Source organism: Nocardiopsis gilva YIM 90087 (assembly GCF_002263495.1).
Classification (GTDB): Bacteria; Actinomycetota; Actinomycetes; order Streptosporangiales; family Streptosporangiaceae; genus Nocardiopsis_C; species Nocardiopsis_C gilva.
In genome coordinates this window covers 1,389,286-1,402,821 of the sequence record NZ_CP022753.1, presented here as the reverse complement: position 1 = coordinate 1,402,821, position 13,536 = coordinate 1,389,286, and the positions used below count along the sequence as shown (strand labels likewise).

The following is a 13,536-nucleotide window of genomic DNA, read 5'->3' as shown; positions in this document are numbered from 1 at the left end:
CGCCGTGTCCCCCGTCACATCCGCGCACACAGCTCCCGATAACGCTCCCCCGACGCTCGGCGCCCTGCGCGCCGCGGGCCACACGCACCGCACGGTCAAGGCCGAGGTGCGGGAGAACCTGCTGGCCCGCCTCCGCTCCGGGGACGAGCGCTTCCCCGGCATCCTCGGCTTCTCGGCCTCCGTCCTGCCCCGGCTGGAGCGCGCGCTGCTGGCCGGGCACGACATCGTCCTGCTCGGTGAACGCGGGCAGGGCAAGTCGCGGCTGATCCGCACGCTCACCGGCCTCCTCGACGCGTGGTCGCCCGTCGTCGACGGCTGCCCGATCAACGACCACCCCTACGCGCCGGTCTGCGCCCGCTGCCGGCGCCTAGCCGCGGAGACCGGCGACGACCTGCCGGTCGCCTGGGTCCACCGCTGGGACCGCTACGGCGAGAAGCTGTGCACGCCCGACACCGGCGTCGGCGACCTCATCGGCGACATCGACCCGATCCGGCTGGCCGAGGGGCGCAGCCTCGGCGATCCGGAGAGCGTCCACTACGGCCTGGTCCCGCGCGCCAACCGCGGCGTGTTCTGCCTCAACGAGCTGCCCGACCTGCCCGCCCGGATCCAGGTCGGCCTGTTCAACGTGCTGGAGGAGCGCGACGTCCAGGTCCGCGGCTTCGCGCTGCGGCTGCCGCTGGACATGCTGCTGGTCGCCAGCGCCAACCCCGAGGACTACACCAACCGCGGGCGCATCATCACACCGCTCAAGGACCGGTTCGGTGCGGAGATCCGCACCCACTACCCGCGGGAAGTGGAAGACGAGGCCGCGCTGATCCTGCAGGAGGCGGCACCGAGCGGCGACGTCACCGTGCCCCGGCACCTGGTGGAGGTCGTCGCCCGCTTCACCCGGCTGGTGCGTGAATCGTCCTCGGTGGACGCGCGCTCCGGGGTGTCCGCCCGGTTCGCCATCGCCGGGATCGAGACCGCCGCGGCCGCCGCCGAGCGCCGCGCCGCGCTCATCGGCGAGCAGCGGCCGGTGGCCCGCGTCTGCGACCTGCCGCCGATCGTGGAGACGCTGGTCGGCAAGGTCGAGTTCGACGCCGGAGAGGAGGGGCGGGAGACCGAGGTCCTGAGCCACCTGCTGCGCCGGGCCACCGCCGAGACGTTCCGGCACGCGGTGGACGAGGCGACCCTCGCCCCGCTGGCCGACCTCTTCGCCGACGGCACCAAGGTCGACGCGGGTGAACGCGTCAGCGCCGCCGAGCTGCTGAGCGGCGTCGGCGCCTTCCTCGGCCTGGACGCCCTGGTCACCCGCGTCGAGCCCGACCAGGACTCCGCCGATCCCAAGAGGTACGAGGGGTACGCCGCCGCGGTGCTGGAGTTCGCCATGGAAGGCCTCTACCTGAACCGTCGGCTCTCGAAGGAGCAGCTGGAGGACCACGCGGTCTACCGGACCTGAGGGCCGAGCGAAGCGGGAGTGATGCGCATGGACCGCGTCCGGTACCGGGCGTACCAGGACGGCCCCGACCCCCTGGCACCGCCCCTCGACATCCGCGGCGCCCTGGACGAGGTGGGGCGCGGCGTCATGGCCGGTGCCCGGCCGGGCGATGCTCTGCGCGAGGTGCTGCGGACGGGCCCGCACGACAGCGGGGGCCAGGGGTCTCCCGCTGGCTTGGAGGAACTGCGGCGCCGGGTCCGCGAGCGCATCGAGCGGCTGCTCGACATCGTGCTCCGCGAGGTCCTGGACGAACCACCGCCCGGCATGCGGCAAGCGGCGGGGGGCAACGACACCCACCCCACGCGGGCGGACGGGGACCTGCCACCGCCGCTCAATCCACATCGCCTACGCGCGATGCTCACGGCCCTGAACGACATGCTCGCGGCCGAGGAGCGCGGCGAGCACAGCCCGGCCGCGTTCGACCGCTTCATGGCCCAGTTCGCCGACTTCTTTCCGGAACGGCCGCCCGACCTCGATCACCTCATCGACACGCTGGCCCGGCGGGCCGCCACCGCGCAGCGGGCGCTGGACTCCCTCACCCCGGAACAGCGCGCCGAGCTGACCTCCCTCGCTGATCACGTCATCGGCTCCGCAGGCCTCGGTACCGGGCTCAACCTGCTCGCCGGCCACCTGCGCACCCGCCGGAACCCCGACCTCGCCCGGTCCGGCGCCACGTCGATGGACGGCATCGAGGTGCTGGGGCGGGGAGAGGCGGCGTCCGCCTGGGAGGAGCTGGTCGACCTCACCGAACTGGACACGGCGCTGGGCCAGGATTATCCCGGAGCCGCCCTGGAGGACATCGACGACGACGCGGTGCGCCGCGCCCTCGGCCAGTCCGCCGTCGACAGTGTCGCCCGGCTCCGCGCGATCGAACGCGGGCTGCGGGAGGAGGGTTACCTGCGCGGGACCCGGAACCGCCCACAGCTCACGCCCAAGGCGCTCCGGCGGCTCGGCGAGACCGCGCTCCGCGACATCCTCACCGCCGATCGGCCGGGCGACCGGCGGGTCGGCGGCCACAGCGCGTGGAACGGGCACAGCGCGGCCCCCGTCGGCTGGAGCGGGGAACCCACGGGCACCTCCTGCCCCACCGAGCCCGGGGACGAGCGCGCGATCGACGTCGTCCGAACGCTGGGCAACGCCATAGCGCGCGGCCGATCGACCCCCGACGGCGGCATCCGGCCCCGCATGGAGGACATCGAGGTCACCGAGACCGAGCACCGGACGGCCGCCGCTGTGTGCCTGCTGGTCGACCTCTCCTATTCGATGGTCCGGCGCGGCCTGTGGACCAGCACCAAGCAGACCGCCATGGCCCTGCACACCCTGGTGACAACCCGCTTCCCGCAGGACGCCGTCCGGATCATCGGGTTCAACGACCACGCGCGCGAGATCCCGGCCTCCGACTTGGCCGAACTCACCCCGGACCGGGTTCAGGGCACCAACCTCCAGCACGCCCTCGCCCTGGCCGGACGCCACCTCGACCGCCACCCGGACTTCACACCGATCGTCCTGATCGTCACCGACGGCGAACCCACCGCCCACCTGGCCGGGGACGGCTCCCCGGCGTTCCAGTGGCCCCCATCGGCCCAGACCACGGCCGCGACCCTCGCCGAGGTCGACCGCATGACCCGCCGCGACGCCCGCCTCCGTATCGTCCTCCTCGCGGACGACCCCCGCCTCCGCACATTCGCCGACGACGTCGCCCGCCGCAACGGCGGCGACGTGGTCCAGCCCGACAGCACCATGCTCGGCGCCCAGGTCGTCCACGACTTCCTCGCCCGACGCCGCGGAATCCGCAGAGGCCAGTAGTCGCTCCACCCGCCGATCCGGCGGTGATCACGGGACGAGGGCAGGAGGCCCGCTGGGCGGCCTTGTCGGTGGTCGGCTGATCCGGTGTTCGGTGGTGAAAAGCGGCACCGACGGCGGTGGGGGCTAGGCCGTGTTTTTTGAATGCTTTCGGATCAGCGAGCGGCCGTCCGGGGCGGCGCTCGCAAGCCGCTTCACGAAGTCAATCCAGGTCGGCTTGGCGAGTGGAGCGGCGTAGCGAGCGTCGTTCCGGTGGCCGCGAGCCAGAAATGATTCGAAAAACACGGCCTAGGCGCGCCGGTCGTCCGGCGGGTGGGCGCACGGTGTCCCGGGGCGGGGAAAGCGCTCTCTGCGCCGTGGAGGCGTGGGAGCGCGGATCCGGCCGAGCCGGTTGGCGCCCCCAGGACCAGCCGGAATACCACTGCTCCGCTTCGCGTGAGGGCACTTCCGCTATGCGGGAGCCGAGGCACCCTCTCACCGATGATCACGGGGATTCTTCCGATTTCCGGCCGGAAATCGGAAGAATCCCCGTGATCATCGCGGGAAAGTTGTGGCAAACCGGGCATTCCCGGCACCCGACGGCCCGCAATCCGACTTCCGGGCCGCCCGCATGGCCCGCCCGGACACCGATCAGGGGCGCCCGCCCCTCACCCCCTCGTCGCCGCCGCTCCCACCGCTCCGCCGGGGAGGGGACCGGCGCGCGGGCCACCACTGCTGGCCCCGCACCGCCGCATCCGCCAGGGGACCGGCGCCCCCGTCCCCTTCTGCCTTCGGTGCCGCTTTTCACCACAGGGCGCCGAGAGGATGACAACCAACAGGGCCGCCCAGCAGACCCGCCCCCACCCCACCCGGACGGGATCGGCGGCACCGGCGCCGCTCTCCCTCCCGCCGCTCTCCCGTCCGGGTGACGGTGTCCGCTAGGTCGGCATCAGGCTCCGGCTGGCGCCGGTTCGCCGATGTCGTAGCAGAGGACGACGTCGCCGCCCATGGGCGTGACCGTGGTGGTCACGCGGAGGACGCGCTCGCGTGACCACACGGTGCGCACCATGCACAGGGCAGCGGCGCCCTTCGCGGCGGTGAGGTCGCGGGCCTCGTGTTCGTCGAGGGTGTGGGGTACCACCTCGTCCCGGTAGCCGACCTGGGTGTGCCCGTGGTCGGCCAGGACTCTGATGGTGCCGCGGGGGATGTCCTCGTCGGACTCCAGCTCCGTTCCGGTGGCGAGATCGGCCGGGTAGTAGGAGGTTTCGACGGAGACGGGACGGTCGTCGATGAGACGGACCGCCCGGCGCACCACGGCGGCCTTGGCGCCCATCCGCTCGGCGATCTGCGAGGGAATGGATTCTTCCCGGCTGACCTGCAGTTTTTTGCCGGGACTTCGCCCCGCGTCTTTGACGAATTGGTCCAGCGCGTCACAATCCACCGTGTCGTCGCGGACGCGTTCGCGGGCAGCCGGATACCGAAAGGCAGGGGATTCCTCGGTCACTCGGACCACCTTTTCCTCGGGCGTTCGGGGGTGAACGGTGGCGCTATACCCGATTTTGTGACGGCAGGACCACTCACCGAGCGCACTTTTTCCTTACCTTGTGCGACCGGTCGCGTCGTGCCACGTGAATGCCACGTCGTGGGGATGGACCCTCAACTCTTCGGTTAGCGGTTAAGCCGGCGGCCACCCCTTCCTCGGATCCATGCTGGGCACGCGTCCTTTTCTCAGTGGTCGTAGATGTTGACGTCCGTCGCCTTGCGGAGCGATTCGGGCGTCATGTCGCCCTCGAAATAGAGCAGCTGGTGACGGTCGGCCGGCATCAGCGTCTTGGTGAACCGGATCGGCGTGTCGCCCGAGTAGGCCATGCGGTCGTGCACGAGCAGCGGCGTTCCGGGACCGATACCGAACAGGGCCGAATCCTTCAGCGACGGCATCTTCGCCCCGACCACGTCCCATGATGTGGTCTGCGGATAGCCGAGCTCGGCGAGCAGCTCGCGGGTGCCCCGGGGGATGTCCTCCGGCTGCATCAGCGCCGCGCCCTTGCCCTCGCCCTTCGCGATGAAGTCGGGATAGTAGGACAGCTGCCGCTGCCAGAGGCGCGGGCCGATGTAGCGGTCGCAGCGGCGGATCACCACGAAACCGGCGGTGTCGGAAGGATCCAGGTCCAGCAGCCGGGCCAGTTTTCCGGTGGCCGCCTCGACGATCACCCGGAGCCGCTGGGTCGGCTCCACGCCCTGCTCGTCCTTGATGCGTTCGACGTAGCGCGTGTACCGCTCGTCGTCGGGCTCCCCTTTCGCCGAGGAGGCGAGGTGGACGGTGGGCCGGTACTCGCGGACCGTGCTTCCGCTGCCCTGCCTGGTGTCGATGCGGCCCCGGCTCGACAGCTCCCGCAGCGCGCGGCGGACGGTGTTCCGCGACGTGCCGTAGTTGCTCATCAATTGATCTTCGGTCGGAAGTGCGGTTCCGGGGGAGTAACGGCCTTCGTCGATCCCCTCCATGAGGTCATGGGCGATCTCCAAATGCCGGGCCATGGTCTCTCCCAACCGTTCGCCGATTCGTTCCCATGATTCTACCCAAAGGACTTGACTCTCCCTTTAATCCAAAGCATGGTGGGACTTGTAGGAATGAATCGTATGAAGCCGAACAGGAGATAGAAGCGTATAGGTCCCATCGCTCTCTGTAATACCGGTGGAGTCGGCTCGTCGGCTCATTCCTCTCCGTGGACCCGCTGAAGTCCAGGGTCGTTCGAACGCAGGACGGGTGTTCGCACGAAATGAGAGGAGGGGAAGATGCCATTGGCACTCGGGATGATCGTGTTGCTACTGGTCGCCTTCTTCAGCACCATCTTCGGCCTGCTGCTCGCCGCCTCCATCGGGATCAAGCGCGCCGACCGAGGGCGTTACCACGCCCTTCGCGACGGCCAGGACCGTCGCATGTTCTCCGGAGCGGCCCGCAGCCTCTCTGGACTCCGCTTCCCCGAGAAGTCCCCCGACTCCGACACCGCCGACCGTACGACCGATAGCGATAGCGATAGCGATAGCGATAGCGACAACGACGGTGACGGCGGTGCCTCGAACCACCGCAAGGCCGTGGCCTGAAGGGCCCAGCGACCCACTGAGATCCCACCTAGACAAAGGACCGCGCCGTGACCGACTACGGCCCTCCCCCGATCCCGGTGCCCTACTCACCCGAGTGGGTTCGACTCCCCGAACCCTACGTTCAGGCCATCGCCCACAAGCTGACGTCGCGGGGCGTGGAGGTGGTCGACCACTGGAACGACCCCATGGACCCCCGCGACGCCACCGTCATCGTGCGGGGCCATGCCGGCGGCCGCCTGCGCTTCGTCTGGGACGAGGAGAGCGGCTGGAGGCAGGGCCCCATGGACGCGAACGGCTGGGTCCCGCTGCACCTGACGAGGTACCTCCGCGCCGGGCTGCTGCCCGCGCCCACGCTGGTGGCCGACCTCGTCGAACAGGTCCTCGACGGAAGCCACGAGGGGGTCGTCGAGCGGCCCCGATACCGCTCCTTCCGCGACTACGGCGACGCGTTGGACGGCCGTCTCGCCGCGTACGCGCAGGGGCGTGAACCGGCCGGGTGAGCCAGGCCCCGAGCCGGTAGACGGCGGTGGCCGCGGTGCCCTAGAGCACCGCGGCCACCGTCACTCGGATCCGCGTCCGCGGACCGCGTGGTCGTCTCAGAAGTCCAGCGCCTGCAGCAGGTCGGCCACCAGGTCGTCGGCCGACTCGATGCCCACCGAGACGCGCACCAGGTCCGCGGGGACCTCCAGCGGCGACCCGGCCGTCGAGGCGTGCGTCATGCGCCCCGGGTGCTCGATCAGCGACTCGACCCCACCCAGCGACTCGGCCAGAGTGAACACACGCGTGCGGTCGCACACCTTCAGCGCGGCATCTTCACCGGCGCGCACCCGGAAGGAGACCATGCCGCCGAACGCGCGCATCTGCCGCTTGGCCACGTCGTGCCCGGGGTGCTCCGGCAGGCCCGGGTAGAGCACCTGGCCCACCGCGGGATGCCCGGACAGCTCGGCGGCGATGCGCTCGGCGTTGGCGCAGTGCCGGTCCATGCGTACGGCCAGCGTCTTGATGCCGCGCAGCGTGAGCCAGGCGTCGAACGGGCCGCACACGGCGCCCATCGTGTTCTGGTGGAAGGCGACGCGGTCGCCCAGCTCGGGGTCGGCCACCACCAGCGCGCCGCCGACCACGTCGGAGTGGCCGCCCATGTACTTGGTCATGGAGTGCACGACCACGTCGGCACCCAGGGTCAGCGGCTGCTGCAGGTAGGCCGAGGCGAAGGTGTTGTCGACGACCAGGAGCGCGTCGCCCTCGTGCGCGATAGCGGCCAAGGCCTCGATGTCGGTGATGTTCAGCAGCGGATTGGTCGGGGTCTCCGTCCAGATCGCCACGGTCTCGGGCCGCATCGCCGCCCGCACGGCCTCGGAATCGGTCTGGTCGACGGCCTCCCACTTCACCCCCCAGCGGTCCAGCACCTTGGAGAACAGCCGGAAGGTGCCGCCGTAGGCGTCGCCGGGGATGATCACGTGGTCGCGCGGGTTGGCGATCGTACGCAGCAGGGTGTCCTCCGCGGCCATGCCGGAGGCGAACGCCAGGCCGCGGGTGCCCGACTCCAGCGCGGCGATGCACTCCTCCAGCGCGGCACGCGTCGGGTTGCCGGTGCGCGAATACTCGTATCCGCCGCGCAGGCCGCCGACGCCGTCCTGGGTGTAGGTACTCGTCTGGAAAATGGGGACCACGACCGCGCCGGTCCCGGGATCTGCCTCTTGCCCGGCGTGAATGGCCAGGGTCTCGAACCCATCGAACGTCATGGCCCCAGACTAACGGCGCTGGCGGGGCCGCGTCGCGGGCGCCGGTTCTCGTTGATCTCGGGGATATCGACCGAATAACAGCGAAAATTAGGGCGATATCCCCGAGATCAACGGAGGTAGGGGCGCTGTGGTTGTTCGCGGGTCACACGGCGGTGTCGCGCATCGGCGGGTCCCACCCGGCTTCGGGGTCGTAGCGGCGCACGACCTTGCCGGGAATCCCGGCGATGACGCTGTGGTCGGGGTAGGTGCCGGGGCGGACCACCGTGCTGGCGGCCACCACGCAGTTCCGGCCCAGCCGCACGCCGGGGAGGATGACCGCGTTGGTCCCGATCCAGGTGCCCCGGCCGATGACCACCGGTTCGTCGGACGGCCACTGCCGGCCGACGGGCACCTCGGTGTCGGTGTACACGTGGTTCTGGTCGGTGATGTAGACGTAGGGGCCGGTGAACACGTCGTCGCCGATGTCGATCGAGGTGTGGGCGACGACGTGCGAGCCGCGTCCGACCGTGCACCCGCTGCCGATCCGGACCAGCGGCTCGGGCCCCAGGTCGAGGCCGGGCACCATCCCGGCGGTGAGGGTGATGTCCGCGCCGATCAGGGTGTGCTCGCCGATCTCGATCCACGGCTCGCCGAAGATCGTCGCCGGGGGGAACGCGATCGAGGTGCCGGTTCCGAACGCCGCGAACTTGCGCGCCGCGCGGGATCCCGCGCGGATCTGGGCGCACCGCCGGGCCCATGACCACACCCCGCGGACCATCCAGGACAACAGTCGCGACACCCGAATCCCCTGCGTTGAAGTCTCCGCCCGCCGGAGGTATCTACCGGCCGGTAATGATGCTGTGAACTGTAATAGCATCCGGCGCGCGATGCAGGGACGGCCCGGTGGCACCGCGGTCGGCGCCACCGGTGCGGCGCTTTCGGGGTGCCCGGTCGGCCGGGCACCCCCGCGGCGCACGCCGGGCTAGGACGAGAGGTGGGCCAGCAGGTCCTGGCGGGTGAGGACGCCCGCCGGCTTGCCGTCCACGAGCACCACGACGGCGCCGGCCTTCTGCAGCAGCTGCACGCAGCGGCTGACCGGCTCGCCGGAGCCGACCAGCGGCAGGGGCGCGCCCATGTGCTTGTCCACCGGGTCGCCGAGCTGCGCGCGGCCGTTGAACAGGGCGTCGAGCATGTCGCGCTCGGCCACCGAGCCCACGACCTCGGGCGCCATGACCGGCGGCTCCTCCTTCAGGACCGGGAGTTGGGAGACGCCGTACTCCCGCATGATCGCCACGGCCTCGCCCACGGTCTCGTGCGGGTGGACGTGTACGAAGTCCGGCAGGTCGGCCCCCTTGGACCCGAGGACCTGCCCGGCGGTGACCTCCTCGGTCTCGGTCGACAGGAAGCCGTAGTCGGCCATCCACTCGTCGTTGAAGATCTTGGTCAGGTAGCCGCGCCCGCCGTCGGGCAGCAGGACGACGATCACGTCGTCGGGCGACGCGGTCTCCGCCACCTTCAGCGCCGCGACCACGGCCATTCCGCACGACCCGCCGACCAGCAGCGACTCGTCCTTGGCGAGGCGGCGGGTCATGAGGAAGGAGTCCTTGTCGCTGACCGCGATGATCTCGTCGCAGATGCTGGTGTCGTAGGTCTCGGGCCAGATGTCCTCGCCGACGCCCTCGACCAGGTAGGGGCGGCCGCTGCCGCCGGAGTAGACGGACCCCTCGGGGTCGGCGCCGATGATCTTGACCTTGCCGCCGGAGACCTCCTTGAGGTAGCGGCCGGTGCCGCTGATGGTGCCGCCGGTGCCGATCCCCGCCACGAAGTGCGTGATGCGGCCCTCGGTCTGCTCCCAGATCTCCGGGCCGGTGCTCTCGTAGTGGGACTGGGGGTTGTTCTGGTTGGTGTACTGGTTCGGCTTCCAAGCACCGGGGATGGTGGAGGCGAGCCGGTCCGACACCGAGTAGTAGGAGTCCGGGTGGTCGGGGGCGACGGTGGTCGGGCAGACGACGACCTCGGCGCCGTAGGCGCGCAGGACCGCCAGCTTGTCGTTGCCGACCTTGTCCGGGCAGACGAACACGCAGCGGTAGCCGCGCTCGGCCGCCACGATGGCCAGGCCCACGCCGGTGTTGCCCGACGTCGGCTCGACGATGGTGCCGCCCGGCTTGAGCAGGCCCTTGTCCTCGGCGTCGAGGACCATCTTCAACGCGATGCGGTCCTTCACCGAACCGCCGGGGTTGAAGTACTCGACCTTCGCCAGCATCGTGGGGGCGAGACCGTTGGTCACCTTGTTCATCCGTAGCAGCGGAGTGTCGCCGACCAGCTCAATCAGTGAGTTGTGCACCCGCATGAGATCTTTTCGTCCCCTTCAAAGCATGAGATCGCTTGTTCGCCTCCGGGTGCCTCAGCCCGCCGTGCTCCGCGCCTGGAGGACCGGCGGTACGGTCCCGGCCCGGCTCACTCGCGATGCCTGTGACAGCCGCGGATCTCGCGAACCGTCGTGGTCACGGCCGCCAATTGCCGTGCACGGACCGGTTAGGTCCGTGTTACCTGAACCTTAACGTGACCATGCCCCGTGCGACATGCCCGGAGATCACCGGGAAGGCCGATTTCGGCCGCGCCCGGGCGCTGCGGAATCCGGCGCGCTCCACGGTCGTTGACATCAGTGCTACCGCTGAGTAATCCGGAGACGGAGTGAACGGGAGGACCCCCGGGCTCTCGCGGCCCGGACGACGCGTACGGATCACCGCGGGCGGGACGTCGGGAGCGGACGCGCCAGGGGTCGTCACCCGTTCAGGACGGGAGACGGGGATATGTCGTTACGCGCCGCACGGGCTCGGAGGATCGCGACCGCCACCGCCTTCGGCGGGGGTGGGCTGACGCTACTGGGAGCCGGGACCATCGCACTCCTGTACCTGCAAGCCAAGCTCGCCCACCGCACCGTGGGCTTCACCGAGTGGACGCCTCCGCGCGTCAACGGGGTCTACGGGAGCGGGGACGGAACGCCCATCTCACTGGTGATGATGGGCGACTCCACGGCGGCGGGGTTCGCCCTCACCGATGGCCTGCAGACGCCGGGGAGCCTGATCGCCAGCGGGCTGTCGGCGGTCGCCGAACGCCCGGTGCGGATGCGCAACGTCGCCGCCGTCGGCGCGACCTCGGCGGGCCTGTACGAGCAGCTGGAACAGGTGCGCTCGACGCGGCCGGACCTGGCCATCGTCTTCATCGGCGCCAACGACGTCATCCACCGCATGCGCCCGGCCGACTCGGTCCGCCACCTGCAGTCGGTGGTCCGCGAACTGACCTCGATGGGCACCGCTGTCGTCGTGGGGACCTGCCCCGACCTGGGGTCGGTGCGGCCCATCGGACTGCCGCTGCGCCTCGTCGCGCGGCGCTCGTCCCGGCAGCTCGCCGCCGCGCAGACCATCGCCGTGGTCGAGGAGGGAGGGCGCACGGTCTCTCTGAGCAACATGCTGGCCGACGAGTTCCAGGCTTACCCTGATGAGCTTTTCGGCCCGGACCGGTTTCACCCCTCGGCGCGCGGCTACGCCCAGGCGGCGATCGCGGTGCTGCCCACGGCGTGCGTCGCGCTCGGCCTGCTGCCGGACCTGGAAACGGTCCCCGACCCCGACCAGGGCGAGGGCGTGCTGCCGATCTCCCGGGCGGCCGTCGAGGCGGCCGAGGAGCCCGGCATGGAGGTCAGCGGCGTCAAGGTGGCCGGGCACGAGCGCGGGCCGCGGGGCCGCTGGGCCACCCTGCTGCGGCGCCGGACCGAGACGCCGGTGCCGGACATCGAGGGAGAGGCCACGGCCGAGCGGGCCGAGGTGGAGCGGGAAGCCGACGAGGCGCGCGGCGCCCCCGTCGAGGGCGGCGGCTGAGCGGAGGTTGCGGCACCGGCTCCCTCCGGCAACGCGACCCCCGAGGTCAGCGGCGCCGACCCAACAGGTTAACGTGCGAGTAACATCACGATCGGCCGCCCTGCCCGGACGGCCCGGCATCGAAGAGGAAGGCCGCGAGCATGCCTGAAGCCGTCATCGTCGCGACCGCGCGTTCGCCCATCGGGCGCGCGTTCAAGGGGTCCCTGAAGGACCTGCGCGCAGACGACCTGACCGCCCAGATCATCTCCGCTGCACTGGCCAAGGTGCCGGAGCTGGACCCGAAGACCATCGACGACCTGCTCCTCGGGTGCGGCCTGCCCGGCGGCGAGCAGGGCAACAACCTCGCCCGGGTGATCGCCGTCCAGCTCGGCCTGGACATGGTCCCCGGCGCGACCATCACCCGCTACTGTTCGTCCTCGCTGCAGACGACGCGGATGGCCTACCACGCGATCAAGGCGGGCGAGGGCGACGTCTTCATCTCCGCCGGTGTGGAGATGGTGAGCCGCTTCACCAAGGGCAACAGCGACTCGCTCCCCGACACCAAGAACCCGCTGTTCACCACCGCCGAGGAGCGCACCGCCCGGCGCGCCGAGGGCGGGGCTCCGTCGTGGACCGACCCGCGCGAGGACGGCGAGGTGCCCGACGTCTACATGGCGATGGGGCAGACCGCCGAGAACGTGGTGCAGATGCGCGGCCTGCCGCGCGAGCGCCAGGACGAGTTCGGCGTCCGCTCGCAGAACCTCGCCGAGAAGTCGATGGACAACGGGTTCTGGGACCGCGAGATCATCCCGGTCACGCTGCCCGACGGCACCGTGGCCAGCACGGACGACGGCCCGCGGCGCGGCACCACCTACGAGAAGGTCTCCGAGCTCAAGCCGGTGTTCCGGCCCGATGGCACGGTGACCGCCGGGAACTGCTGCCCGCTGAACGACGGCGCCGCCGCGGTGGTCATCATGAGCGACACCAAGGCCGCCCAGCTGGGCATCACCCCGCTGGCGCGGATCGTGTCCACCGGCGTCAGCGCGCTGTCCCCGGAGATCATGGGGCTGGGCCCGGTGGCGGCGTCCCGCCAGGCGCTGGCCCGCGCCAACATGAGCATCGACGACGTCGACCTGGTGGAGATCAACGAGGCGTTCGCCGCGCAGGTGCTGCCGTCCGCCGACGACCTGGGGATCGACATCGACACGCAGCTCAACGTGAACGGCGGCGCGATCGCGGTCGGCCACCCGTTCGGCATGACCGGGGCGCGCATCACCACGACGCTCCTCAACGGGCTTGACTTCCACGACAAGACGTTCGGCCTGGAGACCATGTGCGTGGGCGGCGGCCAGGGTATGGCGGCCGTCTTCGAGCGGCTGAGCTAGTCGGACACCCCGGCCCGGACGACCGGGTCACCCGGGTCACCTACGGCGGGGCACCCCTTTTCGAGGGGTGCCCCGCTTTTCGTGCCTGTCCGGACCTGGGTCTCCCTCGCCGTCCCGTTTCCGAACGGGCGGTGAAGGCGAGCTGGAGGGACAGGTACCGGAAAGTAACGTAAAAGCTGGGTTCGAGGGCTTGTCCGAATCGTGATCCT

The 13,536-nt window shown here is 70.7% G+C and carries 11 protein-coding genes; 6 read left to right on the top strand and 5 right to left on the bottom strand.

Features of this window, described 5'->3' with window-relative positions:
• The first annotated feature begins 4 nt into the window (after positions 1-4).
• Entirely contained in the window at positions 5-1,441 is a 1,437-nt protein-coding gene (locus tag CDO52_RS06650) for a sigma 54-interacting transcriptional regulator (RefSeq protein ID WP_094932267.1), read from the top strand.
• A 27-nt stretch (positions 1,442-1,468) separates the two neighbouring features.
• The gene (locus CDO52_RS06645) at positions 1,469-3,286 is read left to right on the top strand and encodes a vWA domain-containing protein (protein WP_094932808.1); all 1,818 of its coding nucleotides are present in this window, start codon (positions 1,469-1,471) and stop codon (positions 3,284-3,286) included.
• A gap of 925 nt (positions 3,287-4,211) precedes the next feature.
• Here the strand turns inward: CDO52_RS06645 and CDO52_RS06640 are convergent.
• Entirely contained in the window at positions 4,212-4,766 is a 555-nt protein-coding gene (locus CDO52_RS06640; RefSeq protein ID WP_017619907.1) for a UTRA domain-containing protein, read from the bottom strand.
• Positions 4,767-4,990: 224 nt separating this feature from the next.
• A complete protein-coding gene (locus tag CDO52_RS06635) occupies positions 4,991-5,797 on the bottom strand; it encodes a GntR family transcriptional regulator (RefSeq protein ID WP_017619908.1) in 807 nt (268 codons plus the stop codon).
• A 258-nt stretch (positions 5,798-6,055) separates the two neighbouring features.
• Between CDO52_RS06635 and CDO52_RS06630 the strand changes: the two genes are divergently transcribed.
• Together CDO52_RS06630 and CDO52_RS06625 are read left to right on the top strand one after the other, a co-directional pair.
• Positions 6,056-6,364: a hypothetical protein gene (locus CDO52_RS06630; RefSeq protein WP_232524399.1), complete on the top strand. Its 309-nt coding sequence runs from the start codon at positions 6,056-6,058 to the stop codon at positions 6,362-6,364.
• A 47-nt stretch (positions 6,365-6,411) separates the two neighbouring features.
• Positions 6,412-6,864 (top strand): DUF6292 family protein, encoded by a 453-nt coding sequence (locus tag CDO52_RS06625; RefSeq protein ID WP_017619910.1) that lies wholly within the window; start codon positions 6,412-6,414, stop codon positions 6,862-6,864.
• Between the two features lie 96 nt (positions 6,865-6,960).
• On the opposite strand, the gene CDO52_RS06620 is transcribed toward CDO52_RS06625, so the two are convergent.
• The 3 genes from CDO52_RS06620 to CDO52_RS06610 form a co-directional block, all read right to left on the bottom strand.
• Positions 6,961-8,106: a cystathionine gamma-synthase gene (locus CDO52_RS06620; RefSeq protein WP_017619911.1), complete on the bottom strand. Its 1,146-nt coding sequence runs from the start codon at positions 8,104-8,106 to the stop codon at positions 6,961-6,963.
• A gap of 142 nt (positions 8,107-8,248) precedes the next feature.
• Positions 8,249-8,884, bottom strand: coding sequence for an acyltransferase (locus CDO52_RS06615; protein ID WP_232524398.1), 636 nt, complete (start codon positions 8,882-8,884; stop codon positions 8,249-8,251).
• A 183-nt stretch (positions 8,885-9,067) separates the two neighbouring features.
• Positions 9,068-10,435, bottom strand: coding sequence for a cystathionine beta-synthase (locus CDO52_RS06610; protein ID WP_017619913.1), 1,368 nt, complete (start codon positions 10,433-10,435; stop codon positions 9,068-9,070).
• A gap of 463 nt (positions 10,436-10,898) precedes the next feature.
• Between CDO52_RS06610 and CDO52_RS06605 the strand changes: the two genes are divergently transcribed.
• Complete coding sequence (locus tag CDO52_RS06605; RefSeq protein WP_017619914.1) at positions 10,899-11,963, top strand: SGNH/GDSL hydrolase family protein; 1,065 nt, start codon at positions 10,899-10,901, stop codon at positions 11,961-11,963.
• 140 nt (positions 11,964-12,103) lie between these two features.
• Positions 12,104-13,327 (top strand): acetyl-CoA C-acetyltransferase, encoded by a 1,224-nt coding sequence (locus tag CDO52_RS06600; RefSeq protein WP_017619915.1) that lies wholly within the window; start codon positions 12,104-12,106, stop codon positions 13,325-13,327.
• The last annotated feature ends 209 nt before the right edge of the window (positions 13,328-13,536 follow it).

Coding starts and splice junctions, on each gene's coding strand:
- CDO52_RS06645 (WP_094932808.1), top strand. CDS start 1,469: ATGGACCGCGTCCGGTACCGGGCGTACCAGGACGGCCCCGACCCCCTG.
- CDO52_RS06635 (WP_017619908.1), bottom strand. CDS start 5,797: ATGGCCCGGCATTTGGAGATCGCCCATGACCTCATGGAGGGGATCGAC.
- CDO52_RS06630 (WP_232524399.1), top strand. CDS start 6,056: ATGCCATTGGCACTCGGGATGATCGTGTTGCTACTGGTCGCCTTCTTC.
- CDO52_RS06620 (WP_017619911.1), bottom strand. CDS start 8,106: ATGACGTTCGATGGGTTCGAGACCCTGGCCATTCACGCCGGGCAAGAG.
- CDO52_RS06610 (WP_017619913.1), bottom strand. CDS start 10,435: ATGCGGGTGCACAACTCACTGATTGAGCTGGTCGGCGACACTCCGCTG.
- CDO52_RS06605 (WP_017619914.1), top strand. CDS start 10,899: ATGTCGTTACGCGCCGCACGGGCTCGGAGGATCGCGACCGCCACCGCC.
- CDO52_RS06600 (WP_017619915.1), top strand. CDS start 12,104: ATGCCTGAAGCCGTCATCGTCGCGACCGCGCGTTCGCCCATCGGGCGC.